Below are 20,329 nucleotides of genomic sequence, written 5' to 3'. Positions count from 1 at the left end.
CTCGACGGCCGGCGGGGTCAGTCGAGACCGACCTCGCTGGCGACGCGGTCCTCGGCCTGGGTGATGGCCTGCTCGACCGGGGTCGAGCCCGAGAGGATCGCGCTGTGCATGTCGTTGAGGATGTTCTGGATCGCCGCCGTCTTGTTCGACGTCGGGTTCTCGGGGTGGACGTCACCGGTCGACCACGCGAACTTCGACAGATCGTCGGTGGGCGCGCCCTCGACGGCGAAGTAGGCGTCGGTGACGTCGTCGTTCGCCACGGCCGGTGTGATGCCGATCTTCGCGAGCTCCTCAGCGGCCTCGAGGCTCGCGGCGTAGGCGAGGAAGTCCTTCGCCGCCTGCGTCTTGGCGCCGTCGATGTTGGCGTTGATCGAGAAGCCGGTCGGGTCGCCGAAGGTCACCGGGGTGTTGTCGGTTCCGGCCGTCGAGGCGTCGAGCTGCGGGATCGGCGCGATGCCCCACTCGAAGTCGTTCGCCTCGCCCGAGGCCTGCTGCGAGATGAGGGTCGCGACGTACCAGGTGCCCATCGGCAGCATGGCCGCCTTCTGGGTGCCGAACTCGCCCTGGTAGGTGAGCTGGTTGGCGGTCGAGGTGTTGAAGTCGACCTGGGCGCCCGACGTCTGCAGGTCCAGGACGCGGTCGTAGTAGTCGGCGAAGTAGCCGTAGTCGCCCGAGAGCACGTCGGTGTCCTCCTGCGCCGAGGCGAAGCCCTGCACGGTCGACTGCCAGCGGTGCTGGTAGGTGCCCTTCGCGACGCCCGCCTGGTTGATGGCCTCGGCGGCGGCGTCGTAGTCCTCCCACGTCCACGTGCCGTCCGGGTACTCCTGGCCGGCGGCGTCGAAGAGCGCCTTGTTGTAGAACAGCACCCAGCGGTCCTGGCGGTACGGCACGCCGTATGCGGTGCCGTCGATCTCGAACGACGAGGCGCCGCCGATGCCGTCGGGCAGCTCGACGTCGGAGACGTCCATGAGCTGACCGCCCTCCTGGAAGGTCGTGACGAACTTCACTTCCTTCTGGGTGATGATGTCGGGCCCGACGCCGGCGGCGAGGTCGGCGGTGACCAGCGTGTTGTACTCGGCGGCGTCGTACTGCTTGAGCTCGACGGTCACGTCGGGGTTCTTCTCGTGGAAGGCGTCGGCGAGGACCTGGAACTCGGGGGTGGTGTCGAGGCTCCATCCCGAGAGGGTCAGGGTGACGGGGCCGTCGGCGGTCTGAGCGGGCTCGGATCCCCCGCTGCAGGCGGCGAGCGACAGGGTGGCGACGACTGCCATCCCCGCGGCGGCTGCGAACTTGCGCTTCATGCGTGCTGCTCCTTTGCGATTGCGTGCGAGGTCCCACTTCGGACCTCGTGGTGCCGAGCCGCCGGGGCGGGCGATTCGGAGTTCGTGAGACGGCTCACCGTGCGGATGCCGTCGGGCCACACCACGGTCGCCGTGGCGTCGTCGAGCGAGACGTCGACGGTCGGGGCGATGCGCTCGCCCCCGGCCAGGTCGATGAGGGTCACGACCGGCATGCCCGGGACCACGGCGTGCTCGACGGTGGGAACCAGCGCGCGCACGCCCAACGGGTCGGCGTCGGCGCGCGAGACGAGCACGGGAGCCGCGGTGGCGTCGAGGGCGCGGATGCCGCTGCTGCGGCCGCGCGCGAAGACCCAGGCGCCGGTGTCGTCGGTGCCGCCGATCAGCTCGTCGCCCGACAGCGGCCAGCCGCCGACGCGCAGGCGCAGCGCTGCGGCATCCTGTTCCGGCTCGAGCTCGTCGACGACGGCGATGCGCACCTCGGCGGACCCGCGCACGAGCGAGTGAACGGTGAGCCGGCCGACGCGGGTGACGATCCCCGCGAGACCGGAGCCGTGCCGGTGCGTCATGGGCGCCGGTTCGACGACGTGGGCGTCCCAGGTCGAGGCGGCGACGCCCACGCGTCCGTCGGCGTCGTCCTGCACGCGCGCGGTCAGCAGCGTCATCGCGGTGCGGTGGGTCGCCCGGCCGTCGGCGTCGACGAGGGCGACGGACTGCTCGAGCGGCTCGAGCCAGCCGCGCTCATCGACGAAGGGCGCGGTCGCGGTGGAGTACCCGATGCGGGCGTAGAGCGGTGAATCGGCGACGCGGGCGTCGGGGAAGGCGTGGTCGGTGCCGTGGTTGACGACGCGCACGATGCCGTCGGTCGCCGTCGCCGAGACGATCCACCCGGGCGCGGCGATCGCCCGCACGGCGTCGCCGTCCTCGACAGGCAGCGGTTCGGCGGGAGCCGCCCACACGGGGTGGTCGGCCGGCAGCAGCAGGCCGAGGAAACCCTTGACGGCCCAGTACGGCGACCCCGGTCCGGAGTAAGACTGCGCCAGAGCGCGCCACGGCCCGTGCCAGCCCATCGTCAGGATGCCGTCGGCGTCGGGCGCTCCGCGCTCGGCGAAGTGGTCGACGATGCGCTCGGCCGCGTGGCGCAGGCGCCCGGGGCTGTGGGACGGCACCTCGGCGATGACGCCGGCCCAGAACGGCGCGGCAGCCGCGAAGCGGTAGATGAGACTGCGCCCCTGGATGAGCGGCGACCCGTCACCGCCCACGAGGGCGAAGGCGTCGAAGAGGAAGGCGTCGAGCCGTGCGACGTCGACGGGCGTCCGGTCGCCCGCGAGGTCGGCGGCGCCGGCCATGCGCGCCCACAGGATCGGGTAGACGTGCAGCGCCCATCCGACGTAGTGGTCGTACGAGCGCTCATCGCCGTCGGAGAGCCAGCCGCCCTCGCGCACGAACGAGTCGTGACGGGCGAGGTCGGCGGCGATGTCGTCGGCCGACCACGGGCCGCCGACCGAGCGGAGGAAGGTCTGCACGACGAGGCGGAACCAGACCCAGTTCGTCTGCGGGTACGTGTCGTCGCCGACGACGGGAGCAAGGTAGTCGATGACGCGGCCGCGGGTCGTCTCGTCGAGGTGATCCCAGATCCAGGGGCGTGTGAGGTCGAGCACGAGCGCGATCGAGGCGGCCTCGACCTTGGCCTGCGCGTGCTCGTCCATGCGCACCCAGCGGTCGGGCGCGTCGGGATCGACGCCCGAGACGACGCCGCGGCGGTAGTGCGCGATGAGGTCGTCGACGCCCTCGCCGCGGGCCCCCGCGATGCGGAACCCGGCGAGCAGGAACGTGCGAGCGAAGCCCTCGAGCCCATCCACGGCGTGGCCGTAGCCGCCTTCCTCACCGGGAAAGTGGATGCGGCCGGCGCCCGGCGTCGCGTAGCGGCGGGCGGCCGTGAGCAGGACGTCGGCCCGGGCGATCCATGCGTCGCGGATCGCGCCGTCCGCGGACGGGTGCGGGTGCTCGGATGCCACCGGTTCTCCTTTGAAGGGCTATCGCGGTCGTCGTCATCGATCTCGACCGATTCGGAGATTAGCAACCCATTTCGATCATTGCAAGATCCGGTTCGTTTCCTTATGATCGTTTCTGATCGATTCATTTGATGGGTCGGGCGACACCGATGTCATCTCGAAGGAGCAGCCGTGCTGTGGAACACCGAAGGCTTCGCCGGCCCGCTGGCGGCGGTGTGCGCCGACATCCCCGCGCGCCTGCGACCGCCCGCCGCAGCGCTCCCGGTGCCGACCGCGGACGACTGGCCGAGCCCCCTGCCGGGCGAGACGGTGCGGCCGATCCTCGACCGCGCGCGGGCCGACCGCGGAACGCCCTGGCCGCAGCCGCTCGCGAGCGCTGCCGCGCGCGTGCACCGCGACGGTGACCGGGACGGATACGAGCAGCAGGTCTTCGCCCGGCAGGCCCGGCTCAGCCGCGCGGTCGTCGCCGCCCTCGCGGACGATGATCCGCGCCGACTCGACGAGGTCGCTGACGGTGTCTGGCTGCTGTGCGAGCAGTCCACCTGGTGCTGGCCCGCACACGACGACACTCTCCGGCGGCACGGCTCCGTCCTCGCGACGGCGACCGATCCGTTCCTCGACCTCGGTGCGGGCGAGGTCGTCGGCCAGCTCGCCTGGATCGACCACGTCCTGGGGGCGCGGCTCGACGAGCACTACCCCGGGCTGCGGCACCGCATCCGCCACGAGGCCCGTGCGCGCGTCTTCGAGCCGTTCCTGCGGCGACGCGACTGGCACTGGCTCGGACTCGACGGCCACGTTCACAACTGGAACCCGTGGATCCACGGCAACGTGCTCGTCGCCGCCCTCGTCCTGTGCGACGAGACGGCCGAACGCGAGCGGATCGTCGCACTCGCAGCGCAGGGGCTCGACCGCTACGTCGCGGTGCTGCCCGCGGACGGCGCGATCGACGAAGGCTACGCGTACTGGTGGAACGGCGCGTGTCGCGCACTGGAGGCTCTCGACCTGCTCGCCTACGCCACCGACGGCGCGTGGCACCCGGTGCCCTCCGTGCCGGCGCTGCGCGAGACGATCGGCTTCCCGCACCGGTCGCACCTCGGCGGCCCCTGGTACGTCAACCTGGCCGACGGACCGGCGCGTCCGCCGGCAGACCAGCCGTGGCACGCCCTGCACCGCGCGGCGCGCGCCGTCGGGAACGACGAGGCCCGACGGCACGCCGCGGCTCAGCGGCCCGTGGGCGCACCGGCCGCGACGGAGGACGCGGGCCTCGGACGCCTGTTGCGCGCGCTGGCGGACGACGTCTGGCTCGCCGAGACGGCCGAAGTCAGTCCGTTGCCTGCCGAGGTGTGGCTGCCCTCCACGCAGGTCTGGCTCGCGCGAGAGCGCGCGGGCAGCGCCGCCGGTCTCACCGTCGTCCTCAAGGGCGGTCACAACGACGAGAACCACAACCACAACGACGTCGGGTCGGTGATCGTCGCCTCCGACGGCGTACCCGTCGTCGTCGACGCGGGCCGCCCGACCTACACGGCGCAGACCTTCGGCCCCGATCGATACGACATCTGGACGATGCAGAGTGACTGGCACAGCGTGCCGCGCGTGTCGGGCAATGCCCAGCCGCAGGGCGCCGCCTTCGCGGCATCCGGTCCGCGTCTCATCCGAACGGACGAAATGTCGGCGCTCGATCTCGAGATCGGCGGCGCGTACCCCGCGGGCTCGGTGCAGTCCTGGCGGCGTCGCGCTGCCCTGCGCCGATCGGGCGACGTCGTCCTCGACGACCGCTGGGACGGGGCCGGGCCGGGCACAGAGGTCAGGCTGCTGCTCGCCGGCACGGTCATCACCGGCGAGGGCTGGGCGCAGGTGACGCCGCTCGAGGGCGCGACGCCCGTGCGCATCACGTGGCCCGCCGACGCACCGCACACGCTCAGCGTGCGCGAGCTCGACGATCCGATGCTCTCGGGCGTCTGGGGCGCGCGACTCACCCGGCTCGCCGTCGGTGCCGACGGCCGCACCGAGCTGCGTGTCACGGTAGAACAGGAACGGAACGAGGACGAGCGATCATGACCGACCCCACACCGGCACTGCTGGCCGCCGAACGGCGCGCCCACATCCTGGCCACGATGGAGCGCGAGGGCGCCGTGCGCATCTCGCAGCTGACCGACGAGCTCGGCGCCGCGACCGTGACCCTGCGCCGCGACCTCGCGCAGATGGAGCAGGAGGGTCTGCTGCAGCGCGTGCACGGCGGCGCGATTCCCGCGAACGGGCAGCACGGGCACGCGCCGGCGGCCCCGGCCGGCACCGAGACGTCGGCGGGCTCGATCGCCGTGCTCGTGCCCTCGCTGAACTTCTACTGGCCCGGCGTGGTGCGGGGCATGGAGGCGGCGGCGCGCCGCCACGGCCTCAAGGTGCAGCTGCGCGGCGCGTCGTACGAGCTGCAGGACGAGCGTCCCGTGCTCGAGCGGCTCGTCGCGAGCGGCGACGTGCGCGGTCTCATCGTCGCGCCCAACACCGACACGCAGCACTCGCAGGACGTCGTCCAGTGGCTCGCCGAGTGCGGCACTCCCAGCGTCCTCGTCGAGCGCGACGCGATCATCCAGCCCGCGGGGGTGCCCGCCGAGGCGGTCACGACCGACCATGCGCTCGGCGCCGTGCTCGCGGCGCGCCACCTCGCCTCGCTCGGACACCGGAAGGTCGGACTCGTGCTCTCGCGCAACTCCCCGACCTCGCGCAAGATCGCGGCGGGCTGGCAGTCGGCCTGCGACGAGCTGGGACTCACCCCCGCGCAGCACATCGAGACGACGCTGCCCGACCGGGCCAGCCCGGAGTTCTCGGCCGCGGTCGACACGACCCTCGACCGGGCCCTCGGCAGCGGCGTGACCGCGCTGCTCGTGCACTCCGATCCCGAGGCCATGGCGTTCGTCGACCTCGCCCTGAATCGCGGCATCTCGGTGCCCGACGACCTGTCGATCATCGCCTACGACGACGAGGTGGCCGAGCTGTTCACCCCCGCCCTCACCGCCATCGCGCCGCCGCGCGTGAGCGTCGGCGAGACCGCGGTCGAGCTGCTCGTCTCGCGCATGGCCGATCCCGGGCGTCCGACCCGGCGGGTGATGCTCAACCCCACCCTGGTGGTGCGCGAGTCGACGGTCGCGCCGCGCGCCGGGACCACCGCGTGATCGACCGCCACGATTACTCGCCGTGGGACTTCTGGTCCACGGCATCGGACGACAGCCGACGCGCGCAGCGGTCGTGGCAGCAGCGCCTCGAGCGCGAGCATCCCGCGTGGACCATCGGCGACGACTGCTTCATCTCGGAGCTCGCGGCCGTCGACGCCGACGAGCTGGCGCTCGGCGACCGCTCGTACATCGCCGCGGGCGCCTACCTCACCGGAACCGTCCGCATCGGCGCCGACTGCTCCATCAACCCCTCGGCCGTCGTGCGCGGCGACGTGGTCCTCGGCGACGGGGTGCGGATGGGTGCCCTCAGCTCGGTGCTCGGGTTCAACCACTCGATGGAGCCGGGCACGCCCGTCTTCCGGCAACCGCTCACCAGTCGCGGCATCCGTATCGGCGACGACGTCTGGATCGGGTCGCATGTCGTCGTGCTCGATGGCGTGACCGTGGGCGGATCGGCGGTGCTGGCCGCCGGAGCCGTCGTCACGAAGGACGTTCCAGCGGGGGCCGTCGTCGGCGGCAACCCGGCACGCCTGCTGCGGTGGCGCGTACCGCCGGCGGATGCCGCGATCGACGCGGCCGCGCCCCGACGCGAACCCGTCGCAAGCGACCTGCGCGCGCGGCTCGCCCGCTTCGCCGATCGCGCGCGCGCCGAGGCTCCCGCCCTGCTCGCCCGATCGCGTGACGCCGCGACCGGGCTCTTCGCCGACCGACCGGGCGTCCGTCCCACGGTGCGCGCGCAGGGCGACGCGATCGAGATCGCCGACCTCCTGCTGGGCTCGGTTCCGCCGGGCAGCGAATCCGCCGACCTCGTGGCCCTCCTGCGCGGTTGGCAGGATGCCGCGACGGGCGCCGTGCCGCCGCTGGACGCCTCCGGCGTTCCCGGGTGGGACGACGGCGACACGGCGTACCACGTGCTCAGCACCGGCTATGCGCTCGACCTGCTCGGCGCATCCTTCGCCCACCCGATCGGGCTCATCGTCGACGCGACGCCGACCTCGATCGTCGAGCGCCTCGACGCCCTGCCGTGGCACAGCGATCCCTGGCACGCGGGCCACCATGTCGACGCGCTGGGAACGGCGCTGCTGTGGGCCCGCCGACGCGGCGACGCGGTCGCACCGGGCGTCGCGGAGGCGCTTTTCGGCTGGCTCGTGACGCACGCCGATCCGGCCAGCGGGATGTGGGGGCGCCCCTCGGCCGACCGCGGCCTGCTGCTGCTCGTCAACGGGTTCTACCGGGCCTCGCGCGGGACGTTCGCGCAGCACGGCATCCCGCTCCCCCATCCCGAGGCCGTCGTCGACACGACGCTGCGCCATGCCCGTGATCCGCGCTGGTTCGCCGCGGCGCAGCTCGACGCCTGCAACGTCCTCGACGTCGCGCATCCGCTGTGGCTCACGCGGTCGTCGGGCTATCGCAGCGCCGAGGTCTCGGCCGTCGCGACGCGCCTGCTCGACGATGTGCTCGCCGGGTGGCAGGCCGGAGCCGGCATGAGCTTCCGACTCGCCGACGCCGAGCCGGGGCTGCAGGGCACCGAGATGTGGCTGGCGATCGTCTGGTACCTCGCCGATCTGGTCGGGCTCTCGGACGCGCTGGGGTACCGGCCGCGGGGCGTCCACCGCCCCGAACCGGCTCCGCTCGGCTGACGGGCCCGCCCGCGGCGCAGCGTCAGCCGCGGGGCAGCGCCGCCGCCCACTCGTCGAGCAGCCGCGCCACGGCGACACTGTGCGACCCGGGCATCTCGTCGGCCTCGACCCGACCGCCTGCCAGCAGCGCGGCGACGGCGTCCGCTTCGGCCGCGAACGGATGCACCACCGCTGCCGTCCGCGTGCGCGACTGTCCGCCGGTCTCGATCAGCAGGTGCTCGGCCGAAGCGGTGCGCGAGCCCCAGGCATCGGGCATCTCGATCGTGCCCGCGTCGCCCACCAGCCTCGCCGAGCGCGGCAGCACCGCGCGGATGGACGTCTCGATGTGGGCCGCGAAGTCGCCGCCCGCCACGACGGCGGTGGCGTGCTCATCGACGCCCGTGGGGCCGATGCGCCCCTCGGCCTCGGCGATGCGCAGCGCATCGGGCGCGATCCCCGCCGCAGCCGCGACGTGCACGGCGAACGAGAGCGGATAGCCGCCGACGTCGAGGAGCGCTCCCCCGCCCAGCGCGGGATCGAAGAGCCGGGCGGCGCGTTCCTCGGCGCGGAACCCGAACGACGCGGTGAGGCGCCGGGCCGCGCCGATCTCGCCCGTCGCGACGACGTCGCCCAGCATCCCCGCGAACGGTGAGAAGCGGTTCTTGTAGGCCTCGACGAGGGGCACGCCGGCCTCGGCCGCGACGGCGAAGAGGCGGTGGGTGTCGGCCTCGCTGGTCGTCAGCGGCTTCTCGCACAGCACGGCGCGACCCGCCCGCAGCGCCGCCTCGACGAGGTCGCGATGCGCCGGGTGGACGGTCGAGACGTACACCGCGTCGACGCCGGCGTGGCCGATCACCTCGTCGTAGCCGCCGGCGTACTCGGCGCCGTAGCGGTCGGCGAAGGCGCGCGCCCGCCCGGCGTCCGAGCTGCCGACCGCCGCGAGCACACCCGACCGCGACGCGCGCAGTCCGGCTGCGAAGCTCTCGGCGATCTGCCCGGGCCCGAGGATGGCCCACCGCACCGCCGTCACGCCCCGACTCCCCCGCCGTGGCTGTCGGCCCGCTCGGCCCGGACGGCGCCAGCGAGGGCGGTGCCTGCCGCCCGCAGCCAGCGCGCCGGGTCGGCGAGCGACGCCTCGGGCGACCCGGCCAGGTCGGTGAGCGATACGGATGCCGCGAACGCGGCCGTGTCGGCGTCGGCGGCGATCCGGCCGGCCACGAGCGCGGTCGGCACCCCCGCTCTCGCGGCGAGGTCGGCGACGAACGCGGGCACCTTGCCGGCCGCGGACTGACCGTCGAACGAGCCCTCGCCGGTGATGACCAGATCGGCCGACGCGACGGCATCCGCGAGCCCGATGAGGGTCGCGACCTCGCGGGCGCCGGGTGTGAGCTCGGCTCCCCACGCGAGCAGCCCGAACCCGGTGCCGCCGGCGGCTCCGGCCCCCGCCGTGGAGGCGAAGGCATCGCCACGCGGGACGATGCGCGACAGGCCGGCGAGCGCCGACTCGGCGGCGACGACCCCGGCGGGATCCACACCCTTCTGCGGACCGAAGACGGCGGCGGCGCCGCGCGCGCCCAGCAGCGGATTCGACACGTCCGTGAGCACGACGGCTCCACCGGAAGGAAGCGGCCGCAGCGACGCGAGATCCACCGCAGCGAGGTCGGCGAGGCCGCGCGCGCCGGACGCGATGTCCACACCGCGGTGGTCGACGAATCGGCCGCCCAGCGCCCGCAGCATGCCGACGCCGCCGTCGGTCGAGGCGCTCGATCCGATGCCGAGGACGACACGCGATACGCCGGCGTCGAGCGCCGCCGCGATCGCCTGGCCGAAGCCGGTCGTGTCGGCCTCGAGCCCGCGGCGCTCGTCGCCGAGCAGCTCGATCCCCGACGTCGACGCGAGCTCGACGACGCCGACGCCGCCCCCGCCGTCCGGGGACGGCAGCCACAGCCACGACGCCGCGACGGGCTCGCCGTGCGGGCCCGTGACCGTCACCGGCATCCGTCGCGCGTCGGGGACAGCCGCGGCAAACGCGTCGAGCGTTCCCTCGCCGCCGTCGGCCATGGGTCGCAGGTCGATCCGCGCGGAGGGGTCGGCGGCTGCCCACCCGTCGGCCAGGGCGCGCGCTGCGGCGGCGGCCGAGATCGAGCCCTTGAGGCTGTCGATCGCGACGACGACGCGCGTCACGGCGTTCACGCGCGCGAGGGCGTGCTCTCGCGCACGAGCACCTCGAGCGGCAGCGACGCGGTATCGGCGTCGTTCGGCGCATCGATCGCGGCCCGCAGGGCGCGCTGGCCGACCTCGAGCAGCGGCACCCGCACGGTGGTCAGCGGCGGCGTGACGTCACGACCCGTGGGAATGTCGTCGAAACCGGCGAGCGCGATGTCGGAGCCCGGCTCGCGACCGGCCGCGCGCACCGCGGTGAGCGCTCCGATGGCGACGACGTCGCTGATGCCGAACACCACCGTGTCGGGCTCGACGCCGTCGGACAGGGCGGCCGCCATCGATTCCGTGCCGGACTCGCGACTGAAGCCGCCGCGATACACGCGGGGCTCGGTGCCGCCGCCGGCGACGAATCCCTCGGTGAAGCCGGCGAGGCGGTCATCGCTCGTGACGACGCCCTCGGCGGCGGCGAGGACGACGGCCGAGCGGTACCCGCGCGCGGCGAGAGCGGCGCCGAGCTCTCGCGCGCCGCTGCGGTTGTCGATCGTCACACTGCGCACGGTCGGAGCGCCCGGCCCGAGGGCCACGACGGTGCCACCGGCGGCGGTGATGAGGTCGAGCTCGGCGGTCAGCTCGTCGGACATCTCGCGCGAGGTCCGCGATGCGGCGAGGATGATGCCGCGGGGTCGCTGTCCCCGCAGAGCGCGCACGAGGCGCAGCTCACGGGCCGGGTCGCGCTCGGTGATCGCGACGGTCACGACCAGTCCCGCCTCGTCGGCGCCGCGTGCGACGCCCGCTGCGAGCTGTCCGAAGTAGGGGTCGGCGATGTCGGCCACGAGCAGCGCGACGATCGCCGAGGTACCGCGAGCGGTCGCCTGCGCCGACAGGTTGGCGGTGTAGCCCAGCCGCGCCGCGGCCTGCTCGACGCGCTCGCGGTAGGCGTCGGCGACCTTCCGGGTCGAGCCGTTGAGCGCTCGCGAGGCGGTCGCGAGCGACACTCCCGCCTCTCGTGCCACGTCGTGCAGCGTGGCCGCGCCACGCGGCGACATCCCCGTCTGTCCCACGACCCGAGTCTATGCCGAGACCGCTCGCGCGCCGGCGAGGTGAGGAGCCACGGCATCGCCGAAGGCGGCGGCGGTGCGGGCGACGACGGCCGCGGGGTCGTCGGCCCAGATGTCGGCGTTGAAGATCTCGACCTCGATGTCGCGGTCGTAGCCCGTCGCCTCGACGGCACGGGTCAGGGCGGCGAAGTCGATCACGCCGTCGCCCGGGTAGTGGCGGCTGAGCAGGACGTCGGCCGGCAGCGGGGTCTTCCAGTCGCACACCTGGTACGTCGCGATGCGCCCCTCGCGTCCGGCGCGCGCGATCGCCGGCAGGATGTCCGGGTCCCAGAAGATGTGGAACGTGTCGACGGCGGCTCCGACCTCGCGCGGCTCGAAGTCCGCCGCGATGTCGAGCGCCTGCCCGAGCGTCGAGACGACGCATCGGTCCGACGCGAACATCGGATGCAGCGGCTCGATGGCCAGCGTGACCCCCGCGGCTCGCGCGTGCGGGGCGAGCTCGCCGATCGCGTCGCGCACGCGCTCACGAGCACCCACGAGGTCGCGCGACCCCTCGGGCAGTCCGCCGGCCACGAGCACGAGGACCGCGGTCGATCCGGCCGCCCCCGCCGCGGCGAGGGTCGCCGTCTCGTCGATCGCGACTCGGTTGTCGTCGAGCGACGCCCGGCGAGCGGGGCCCTCGGGCATCGTGAAGAAGCCCGCCCGGCAATGCGTCGTGAACCGCAGGCCCGAATCGGTGAGCATGGCGGCGGCCGTGGCGAGACCGACCTCGTTGACCGGCTCGCGCCACAGTCCGATCGCCTCGACGCCCGCCTGTTCGGTGACCCGCAGCGCCGTCGCGAGATCGGCGTGCTTGATCGTGGCCTGGTTGATCGACAGGCGCGGGTCGGCGCTCACGCCCCGACCCCGTTCAGTCGGAGCATCGCGTGCCAGCGGTCGGCGGCCAGCTCCGGCTGCTCCAGCGCGTGCGACGCGTTCGCCAGCTCGACGATGCGCGACAGGTGCGGCAGGCTGCGGGCCGAGTGCAGCCCTCCCACCATCTGGAAGGCGGCCTGATGCCCGTTCAGCCACGACAGGAAGGCCACGCCGGTCTTGTAGTAGAACGTCGGCGCCGCGAAGATCTGGCGGCTCAGCTCCTCGGTGGGCCCGAGGATCGCGAGATACCGGTCGGCATCCCCCGCATCGAGCGCCTGGATCGCGGCCGACGCGACCGGCGTGAGCGCCGCGAACGCGCCGAGCAGCGCATCGGAGTGCCGGCGCGCCGACGCGGGGTCGCGCTCGGGCTGGGCCGCCTGCGGCACGTCGGCACCTCCGATCAGACCGACGTAGTTGAAGTCGTCCCCGGTGAACATGCGCACACCCTCGGGCAGGCGCTCGCGTACCGAGACCTCGGATGCGGCATCCAGCAGGCTCATCTTCACGCCCGCGACCTTGTCGGCGTTCTCGCCGATGATCTCGATGAGGACATCGGATGCGACCCGCCAGTCGGACGACCCGAAGTAGCCCGCGAGGGCCGGATCGAACGCCGTGCCGAGCCAGTGCAACACGACGGGACCGGATGCCGCGGCGAGCACTTCGCGGTACACCCGGCGGTAGTCGTCGGCCGACGACGCCGCCCGCGCCAGATGCCGGGACGCCATGAGCACCGGTCCGGCGCCCTGGTCCTCCGTATAGGCGAGCTGGCTCTTGAAGGCGTCGATGACCCGGTCGAGCGGGATGTGCTCGTCGTCGATGTGGTCGGTGTTGACGCCGACGACGACCGAGCCGCCCTCCTCGCGCGCGACCTCGGCCGACCGGGCGATGAGCTCGCGCGTCGCGGCGGCATCCAGGCCCATGTTCCGCTGGGCGGTGTCCATGGCATCGGCCACACCCAGACCCCATCCGTAGACGGAGCGGCGGAACCCGAGGGTGGCATCCCAGTCGATCTGCGCCGGCTGACCGGGCGTGTTGTCGGCCGAGACGACGGGGACGACGTGCGCCGCCGCGTACGCGACACGGCTGCTCAGCGGCGCATCGGGTCGGGTGAAGCCGGGGGCGTCCTGCAGCGCAACGGAGGTGACGACGCCGTCGGCGCCGAGGAGGGTGAGCTCGGTCATGTCGCGATGCTCAGTCGATGCTGAGGGACGGCAGCGTGACCTTGCGGCCCTCGCGGCTCGACTGCAGCCCGGCCTCGGCCAGCTGCACGCCGCGGGCACCGGCGAGCAGGTCGAACTCGTACGGGGTCTCGGTCACGTAGGAAATGAGGAACTCCTCCCACTGCTGACGGAACCCGTTGAGGAAGACGTCGTTGGTGGGCACGTTCTGCCAGTCGGCGTCGTAGTCGTGGTCGTCCTCGAGATCGGGGTTCCAGACCGGCTTGGGGGTGGCGTTACGCGGCTGGATCTTCGCGCCGAACAGACCGACGACCGCCGAGCCGTGGGTGCCGTCGACGTGGAACTCGACGAGCTCGTCGCGGTTGACGCGCACGGTCCACGACGAGTTGATCTGCGCGATGACGCCCCCTTCGAGCTCGAACACGCCGTAGGCGGCATCCTCGGCGGTCGCGGTGTAGTGCTCGCCCTTCTCGTCCCAGCGGTCGGCGATGTGCACGGCGGCCTGCGCGTAGACCGTCTCGACCGCGCCGAACAGGTTCTCGAGCACGTAGTTCCAGTGCGGGAACATGTCGACGATGATGCCGCCGCCGTCTTCGGCACGGTAGTTCCACGAGGGACGCTGCGCGGGCTGCCAGTCGCCCTCGAAGACCCAGTACCCGAACTCGCCGCGCACCGACAGAATGCGGCCGAAGAAGCCCGAGTCGATGAGCCGCTTGAGCTTCTGCAGCCCGGGCAGGTAGAGCTTGTCGTGCACGACGCCCGTCTTCACACCGGCCTCGGCGGCGAGCTTCGCCAGCTCGAGCGCCTCGTCGACGGACTCGGCGGTGGGCTTCTCGGTGTAGATCGTCTTGCCCGCCGCGATCGCCTTGCGCAGCGCCGTCGCGCGGGCCTTCGTGACGAGGAAGTCGGCGTAGATCTCCCAGCGCGGGTCGGCGAGGGCCGCGTCGAGGTCGGTCGTGTAGTCCTCGATGCCGTGACGCGCGGCGAGCTCGGCGAGCTTCGCCTCGCTGCGACCCACCAGGAGCGGCTTGACGGTGATTCTCGTGCCGTCGGGCAGCTCGATGCCGCCCTGCTCGCGGATGGCGAGGATCGAGCGCACGAGGTGCTGGCGGTATCCCATGCGGCCCGAGACGCCGTTCATGATGATGCCGATCTCGCGGACCTGCGGGGCGGTCGCCGTCGCCGGCGCGGGGCTGAGGATGGTCGTCTCTGACACGGTTCGTCCTTCGAATCGTTCGCTCACGGTGGGATTGGTAAGCGCTTTCCCACACTGTAGAGGGGGGTGGCGGCTCCGCGCAAGCCGCGAAGCCGAGGGTGGCGAGGGGCCCGGGCTCAGCCGAGCCGCACGGCCGCCCACGAGATCGGCGGCAGCGCGAACGTCAGGATGCCGCCGTCGATCGCGGCGTCCGTCAGCGGCGCCACACCGACACGCTCGGGGTCGGCGAGCGTGTTGGCCGCGTAGCGGTCGTCGTCGTGAAGCAGGTGCGACTCGGCGATCGAGAGACTGCGTCCGAGCGCCTCGGCCAGGGCCGAGACGTCGATGCGGAGCTCTTCGCCGGCGGTCGTCGAGCGGTTCACCACGAACAGGCTCGCGCCGTCGTCGTCGAGCGTCGCGACGGCATTGACGTTCGCGACCGTCCCGAAACGCTCGCTCTCGAACGTCCCGGACTCGACGGGGACCGAGATCGCGCGGTCGCCCGCGAGCCGCGACGTCAGCGAGAACGGGAAGAAGGTCGTCTGCCGCCACGCGGGGCCGCCCGGCTCGGTCATGATCGGCGCGATGACGTTCACGAGCTGGGCGAGGGAGGCGGAGCGCACCCGGTCGCTGTGCTGCAGCAGCGTGACGAGCAGGTCGCCGAAGACGACGGCATCCAGCGCGTGGTACTGGTCCTCCAGCAGCCGCGGCGCCACGGGCCATCCCGGCTCGACGGGCTTGTCGTCCTGCCCGCCCTCGTCGTTGTGGAGGTACCAGACGTTCCACTCGTCGAACGAGATCATGATGCGCTTGTCGCTCTTCTTCGTCGCCGCCACCGCGTCGGCGATCGCGACCACCGAGGCGATGAACCGCGACATGTCCACGCCCGAGGCGAGGAACTCCTGCGCGTCGCCGAAGCGCTCCTGGTAGTACGAGTGGCACGAGATGAAGTCGACGTCGTCGAAGGTGTGCTCGAGGACGGTGCGCTCCCACGACCCGAAGGTCGGCATGCCGCTGCCCGACGACCCGCAGACGACGAGTTCCACGCCGGGATCGAGCATGCGCATGGCCTTCGCCGTCCGCGAGGCGAGCTTGCCGTAGTCGTCGGCGTTGCGGTGGCCGAGCTGCCAGGGCCCGTCCATCTCGTTGCCGAGGCACCACATCCGCACGCCGAACGGCTCGGACCGGCCGTTGGCGATGCGCTGCCGGGTCCACGCGGTGTCGGCGTCGGCGTTGACGTACTCGAGCAGGTCGATCGCCTCCTGCGTGCCGCGGGTGCCGAGGTTGACCGCGAGCATGAGGTCGCTGCCCACGAGCTCGAGCCAGCGGGCGAACTCGTGCAGGCCGACCTCATTGGTCTCGGTGGAGTGCCAGGCGAGGTCGAGCCGCCGCGGCCGCTGCTCGACCGGGCCGACGCCGTCCTCCCAGCGGTAGCCCGAGACGAAGTTGCCCCCGGGGTAGCGGATCGTCGACACCCCGAGCTCGCGCACCAGCTCGACGACGTCGGCGCGGAAGCCGTCGGCGTCAGCGGTGGGATGGGACGGTTCGTGGATGCCGTCGTAGATGTGACGGCCGAGGTGCTCGACGAATCCGCCGAAGATGCGGCGGTCGATCCGTGCGATCTCGAAGCGGGGGTCGATGGCGGCGTTCGTTGACGTCATGGCTTTCCTCGAGGTGGTGAGGGGATGCCGCACGCCGTCGCGCGGCATCCCCGGGGTGGTCAGCCGAGGACGACCTCGGCTTCGGAGAAGAACTGATCCACAGCCTGGTCCACCGATGTGGTGCCGAGGCCCAGCGACTTGCCGAGCTCCCAGAACGTCTGCTCCAGAGTGCCGTATCCGGCAACCGGAACGGGAGGCGCGTCTCCGATGCGGTCCGCAGCAGCCTCGATGTAGTCGGCGACCTGCTTGTCGGCGCCGTCGAGCGTGGCACCGGCGAGCTTGGACGTCGAGGCCGGGAACCCGAGTGTGGTGCCGAAGATCTCACCGGCGGCCTCGGAGTTGACCACGAAGTCCAGGAACAGCGCGGCGGCCTGCGGGTGCTTCGTCTTCGCCGAGATCGCGACCTGCAACCCTGCCTGCCGGTAGAGGTCCTTCGAGCCCTCCTTGGCCGTCGGCGGCGCGACGATCGAGATCGACGAGGCGCCCGAGTCGGCGAGGTAGCCGCCCAGGAAGTTGCTCCAGCTCATCTCACTGGCGGTCAGCGCCGCGCCGAAGCCCGACTTGGGCGAGAGTTCCTCGAGGCGCTGCTGGGGCACGGCGATACCGTCGCGCAGGCTCGCGCCGCTCTCCCAGAACTCGCGCAGCTGGTCCTTGGTGAATCCGAGCTCCCCGTCGTCGGTGTAGAGGTTCTCACCGTCGGCGCGCAGCGCCAGCTCGAACGCCTGGATGCGCTGGGTGTAGTCCGTGCCGCCGTAGACAGCCCCGCCCGTCTTCTCGGTGACCTCCGCCATCCACTCGTCGAAGGCGACGAAGTCGGTGCCGCCCTCCGGCGCATCGACCCCGGCCTGCGCGACGAGATCGTCGTTGACGAAGTTCGCCCAGAGGCTGTACCCCGTGGGCAGTGAATACTGCGTGCCCTCGAGCGCGCCCGTCCCGAGCAGACCTCCGTCGAAGGTCGTCATGTCGATCTGGTCGGCCACCTGGGCGAGGTCGAGCAGGTGGCCCGACTGGCCGTACTGGCGCAGGTAGCTGTCGGAGAACTGGAAGACATCGGGCAGACCGCCGCCCGCCGCTTCGGTCTGCCGCTTCTCCCAGTAGCTCGGGAAGTCGGTGAAGCTGACGTTTACGGTGATGTTCGGGTGTTCCTCGTTGAACGCCGCGATCAGCTGGTCGTAGCGCTGCGCTCGGTCGTCATTGCCCCAGAACGCGTAGGTCAGCGTGACCTTCTCGTCGGGATCGAATTCCGCGGCCGCCGGCGCTTGCGCGCCGCCGCATCCGCTCAGGGCGAGCGCACCGGCGGCGACGATGCCGATCGATGCGAGAAGACGGTTCGCCTTCATGGTGGTCCTTTCGTCGGGTGAGAACCCGGGGGGACGGGTCTGCGGGGAAGAAGCCGGGCGGAGACGCGCTCAGCGACGCGGCCGGGCGGGGATGGCGACGACGGCGAGCGCGGCGCATCCGATGCCCGCAACGAACAGCGGCGGCAGCGCCCAGGTCACCACGACGACGAACGCCGCGGTGGCGACCAGGTACAGCACGCCGACGACGTCGCCGCGAGGGGCATCCGGGATCGCGCGGACCGCGGCGCGCCATCCGGTGGTCGGTGTCCAGGCGCCCGCCGCGAGCAGGATCGCGACGGCGAGCGCCGCGAGCCCCGCCCAGCCGACGCCCTCGACGACCGCGGCGCCGGGCAGGAAGCCGGAGCGGGCCAGATCGATGTCGAGCAGCAGCACGAGCGTCGCGACGAGCGCCGCGGCTCCGACGACGGCGCCGGAGAGGATCCCGGTGCGGACGTCGGCCCAGAAGAGGCGGACGCGCGAGTCCTCGGCCGCGACGTAGCGCCGCAGATGACGGATGCCGGCAGCCAGCGCGATCGGCAGCGTGATCACCGGCAGCGAGACGACGGTGACCAGGATGCCGGTGAGCAGCACCTCGCCCAGGAGCGCGAACGCGCCGGCGGCTCCCGGATGCCGCAGCATGGGCCGCCCGTCGCGCGTGGGGCCGCTGCCGGAGCGGTCGGCGCGGTCGGCCGCTCGCTCCTCGCGTCGCGTGCGCGGGCGCTGCTCGATCGACATCGCTAGCCCTTCAGCCCCTGCGTGGCCACACCGTCGACCAGGAACTTCTGGAAGACGATGAAGAACAGCAGGATCGGGACGAGCGCGATGAACGAGGCGGTCACCGTGGCGCCGTAATCGCTCGACGAGGTCTGGTCGTTGTAGAGGCGCAGGGCGATCGGCAGCGGGTAGTTCTCGGGGCTGGTCAGGTACAGCAGCGGGCCGAGGAAGTCGTTCCAGGCCCAGATGAAGCTGAAGATCGCGCACGTGATGAGCGCCGGCTTGATGAGCGGCAGGATGATCGACCAGAAGATCCGCGGATGACCGGCGCCGTCGATCTTGGCTGCTTCGTCCATGTCGCGCGGCATCTGACGGATGAACTGCACCATCAGGAACACGAAGAACGCCTCGGTCGCCAGGAACTTCGGCAGCAGCAGCGGCCAGTAGGTGTCGACCATCCCGAGATTGTTGAAGAGGATGTACTGCGGGATGATCACGACGTGGAACGGCAGCAGCAGCGTTCCGATCATCGCCGCGAACAGGATGCCCAGGCCCTTGAACTGCAGGCGGGCGAACGCGTAGGCCGCCAGCGCCGACGACATCACGGTTCCGATGACCGAGACACCGGCGATCAGCAGCGAGTTCGCGAAGAAGCGCCACATCGGCACGCCCGCGATGCCCTCCATCACCTTGACGTAGTTGTCGAGGGTCGGGGCGTTGGGCAGGAGCCCCATGTTCTGGCCGAACTCGCTGTTGGGCTTGAACGTCGAGAACAGCAGCCATACCAGCGGGTAGAGCACGATCGCGGTGATGACGATGAGCACGACGAACCAGACGATGGTCTGCCAGGTCTTGCGCTTGATCTTCCGCCGCTGCGGGGGCATCGGCGTGGTCTGCTGCACGGCGAACATCGCTTCGCTGGCGAGCGGCGAGGTGGGTGTCGTGGTCATCGGTTGTCTCCCGAGTAGTGCACCCACGACTTCTGGGTGCGGAAGAGGATGAGGGCGATGATGGCGACGACGACGAGGAGCACCCACGCGATCGCGGCGGCGTAACCCATGCGGCCGTCCGAGAAGCCGGTCTTGTAGAGGTAGACCGTGATGAAGTTCGTCATGCCGGCGGGACCACCGCTGCCGTTGGAGATGATGTACGCCGAGGCGAAGACCTGGAACGCGCCGATGAGGCCGAGCAGCAGGTTGAAGAAGATGACCGGCGACAGCATCGGCAGGGTGACGGCGCGGAAGCGCTGGATGGCACCGGCTCCGTCCATCTCGGCCGCCTCGTACAGCTCTTTCGGGATCTGCTTCAGGCCGGCCAGGAAGATGACCATCGTCGCGCCGAACTGCCAGACGGCCAGCAGGATCATCATCGGCAGGATGAGCGACGGATTGCCGATCCAGCCGCCGAGCTCGAGGCCGAGGAAGCTCAGCCCGCCGTCGACGGGACCGTCGGTGGCGAACATCGCCCGCCAGACGATCGCGACCGAAACCGAGGCGCCGATGAGCGAGGGGGCGTAGAAGGCCGAGCGGAAGAACGCGGCGCCCTTGTCGCGGTAATTCAGCAGCATCGCGATGAGGAGCGAGGCGATCAGGGCGATCGGGGTGCCGACCAGCACGTAGATGAGGGTGATCTGCGCCGACTGCATGAAGCTCGGGTCGTTCGTGAACAGCCGGACGTAGTTGTCCAGGCCGACCCACTTGGGCGGCGAGAAGATGTTGTAGCTCGTGAACGACAGGTACAGCGAGTACGCCATCGGCACGAGGGTGAGACCGAAGAAGCCCACGAGCCACGGCAGCAGGAACGCGTACCCGGTGGCGTTCTCGCGCATCGCGCGCTTGCGGGCACCGGGGCGGTCGAGGTGCTCGGGACGGCTGCGGCGCACGAGACCGCGCCGCGGGGACTGCTTGGTGACGATCACCCGTGTGGCTGTTGTGCTCACGATGCTCCCGGGGAGTGAGGGAAGAGAGTGGGGTCCTCCGGGCCGGCGCGCTCGGCGGCCGGCC

Annotated in this window: 16 protein-coding genes; 3 read left to right on the top strand and 13 right to left on the bottom strand. The window is 71.9% G+C overall.

The annotated features are described in order from the left end of the window. Positions 1–17 precede the first annotated feature (17 nt). Together JOF37_RS11775 and JOF37_RS11770 are read right to left on the bottom strand one after the other, a co-directional pair. Entirely contained in the window at positions 18–1,301 is a 1,284-nt protein-coding gene (locus JOF37_RS11775; RefSeq protein WP_210006987.1) for an ABC transporter substrate-binding protein, read from the bottom strand. Continuing rightward, on the bottom strand, positions 1,298–3,316 hold the full coding sequence (locus JOF37_RS11770) for a DUF2264 domain-containing protein (protein WP_210006986.1): 2,019 nt from the start codon (positions 3,314–3,316) through the stop codon (positions 1,298–1,300). The genes JOF37_RS11775 and JOF37_RS11770 overlap by 4 nt, the downstream gene beginning before the upstream one ends. A gap of 168 nt (positions 3,317–3,484) precedes the next feature. Here JOF37_RS11770 and JOF37_RS11765 point away from each other — a divergent pair, with 168 nt between their 5' ends. The 3 genes from JOF37_RS11765 to JOF37_RS11755 are packed head-to-tail and all read left to right on the top strand — an operon-like array spanning position 3,485 to position 8,123. Beyond that, positions 3,485–5,371 carry a heparinase II/III domain-containing protein gene (locus tag JOF37_RS11765; protein WP_210006985.1) on the top strand — a complete coding sequence of 629 codons (1,887 nt, stop codon included), beginning with the start codon at positions 3,485–3,487 and terminating at the stop codon, positions 5,369–5,371. Continuing rightward, entirely contained in the window at positions 5,368–6,483 is a 1,116-nt protein-coding gene (locus JOF37_RS11760) for a substrate-binding domain-containing protein (protein ID WP_210006984.1), read from the top strand. The genes JOF37_RS11765 and JOF37_RS11760 overlap by 4 nt, the downstream gene beginning before the upstream one ends. Next, positions 6,480–8,123 carry an acyltransferase gene (locus JOF37_RS11755; RefSeq protein WP_210006983.1) on the top strand — a complete coding sequence of 548 codons (1,644 nt, stop codon included), beginning with the start codon at positions 6,480–6,482 and terminating at the stop codon, positions 8,121–8,123. The genes JOF37_RS11760 and JOF37_RS11755 overlap by 4 nt, the downstream gene beginning before the upstream one ends. Positions 8,124–8,145: 22 nt before the next feature. On the opposite strand, the gene JOF37_RS11750 is transcribed toward JOF37_RS11755, so the two are convergent. From JOF37_RS11750 to JOF37_RS11700, 11 genes are all read right to left on the bottom strand, one after another. Beyond that, entirely contained in the window at positions 8,146–9,132 is a 987-nt protein-coding gene (locus JOF37_RS11750) for a Gfo/Idh/MocA family protein (protein ID WP_210006982.1), read from the bottom strand. Then, on the bottom strand, positions 9,129–10,286 hold the full coding sequence (locus tag JOF37_RS11745) for a glycerate kinase (protein ID WP_210007794.1): 1,158 nt from the start codon (positions 10,284–10,286) through the stop codon (positions 9,129–9,131). Before JOF37_RS11745 ends, JOF37_RS11750 begins: the two co-directional genes overlap by 4 nt. A 5-nt stretch (positions 10,287–10,291) precedes the next feature. After that, positions 10,292–11,326, bottom strand: coding sequence for a LacI family DNA-binding transcriptional regulator (locus JOF37_RS11740; protein ID WP_271175067.1), 1,035 nt, complete (start codon positions 11,324–11,326; stop codon positions 10,292–10,294). Between the two features lie 9 nt (positions 11,327–11,335). Continuing rightward, complete coding sequence (locus JOF37_RS11735; RefSeq protein WP_210006981.1) at positions 11,336–12,220, bottom strand: sugar phosphate isomerase/epimerase family protein; 885 nt, start codon at positions 12,218–12,220, stop codon at positions 11,336–11,338. After that, positions 12,217–13,419 (bottom strand): dihydrodipicolinate synthase family protein, encoded by a 1,203-nt coding sequence (locus JOF37_RS11730; protein WP_210006980.1) that lies wholly within the window; start codon positions 13,417–13,419, stop codon positions 12,217–12,219. Before JOF37_RS11730 ends, JOF37_RS11735 begins: the two co-directional genes overlap by 4 nt. 10 nt (positions 13,420–13,429) lie before the next feature. Then, on the bottom strand, positions 13,430–14,632 hold the full coding sequence (locus JOF37_RS11725) for a Gfo/Idh/MocA family protein (RefSeq protein ID WP_210006979.1): 1,203 nt from the start codon (positions 14,630–14,632) through the stop codon (positions 13,430–13,432). A 116-nt stretch (positions 14,633–14,748) separates the two neighbouring features. Continuing rightward, positions 14,749–16,272: an arabinosylfuranosidase ArfA gene (arfA, locus tag JOF37_RS11720; RefSeq protein ID WP_210006978.1), complete on the bottom strand. Its 1,524-nt coding sequence runs from the start codon at positions 16,270–16,272 to the stop codon at positions 14,749–14,751. 59 nt (positions 16,273–16,331) lie between these two features. After that, positions 16,332–17,612 (bottom strand): ABC transporter substrate-binding protein, encoded by a 1,281-nt coding sequence (locus tag JOF37_RS11715; protein ID WP_210006977.1) that lies wholly within the window; start codon positions 17,610–17,612, stop codon positions 16,332–16,334. 69 nt (positions 17,613–17,681) lie between these two features. Beyond that, positions 17,682–18,347: a hypothetical protein gene (locus JOF37_RS11710; RefSeq protein ID WP_210006976.1), complete on the bottom strand. Its 666-nt coding sequence runs from the start codon at positions 18,345–18,347 to the stop codon at positions 17,682–17,684. Positions 18,348–18,349: 2 nt separating this feature from the next. Further along, positions 18,350–19,276 carry a carbohydrate ABC transporter permease gene (locus JOF37_RS11705; protein WP_210006975.1) on the bottom strand — a complete coding sequence of 309 codons (927 nt, stop codon included), beginning with the start codon at positions 19,274–19,276 and terminating at the stop codon, positions 18,350–18,352. Further along, complete coding sequence (locus JOF37_RS11700; RefSeq protein WP_210006974.1) at positions 19,273–20,265, bottom strand: carbohydrate ABC transporter permease; 993 nt, start codon at positions 20,263–20,265, stop codon at positions 19,273–19,275. Before JOF37_RS11700 ends, JOF37_RS11705 begins: the two co-directional genes overlap by 4 nt. Positions 20,266–20,329: the final 64 nt, after the last annotated feature.

This window comes from Microbacterium imperiale (genome assembly GCF_017876655.1).
Taxonomy (GTDB): Bacteria; Actinomycetota; Actinomycetes; order Actinomycetales; family Microbacteriaceae; genus Microbacterium; species Microbacterium imperiale.
This window is presented reverse-complemented; position numbering and strand designations above follow the sequence as displayed.

What these genes read in the sequence shown, in the direction of transcription:
- JOF37_RS11730 (WP_210006980.1), bottom strand. Translation starts at nt 13,419, where the DNA reads ATGACCGAGCTCACCCTCCTCGGCGCCGACGGCGTCGTCACCTCCGTT.
- JOF37_RS11705 (WP_210006975.1), bottom strand. Translation starts at nt 19,276, where the DNA reads ATGACCACGACACCCACCTCGCCGCTCGCCAGCGAAGCGATGTTCGCC.
- arfA (WP_210006978.1), bottom strand. Translation starts at nt 16,272, where the DNA reads ATGACGTCAACGAACGCCGCCATCGACCCCCGCTTCGAGATCGCACGG.
- JOF37_RS11710 (WP_210006976.1), bottom strand. Translation starts at nt 18,347, where the DNA reads ATGTCGATCGAGCAGCGCCCGCGCACGCGACGCGAGGAGCGAGCGGCC.
- JOF37_RS11775 (WP_210006987.1), bottom strand. Translation starts at nt 1,301, where the DNA reads ATGAAGCGCAAGTTCGCAGCCGCCGCGGGGATGGCAGTCGTCGCCACC.
- JOF37_RS11760 (WP_210006984.1), top strand. Translation starts at nt 5,368, where the DNA reads ATGACCGACCCCACACCGGCACTGCTGGCCGCCGAACGGCGCGCCCAC.
- JOF37_RS11715 (WP_210006977.1), bottom strand. Translation starts at nt 17,612, where the DNA reads ATGAAGGCGAACCGTCTTCTCGCATCGATCGGCATCGTCGCCGCCGGT.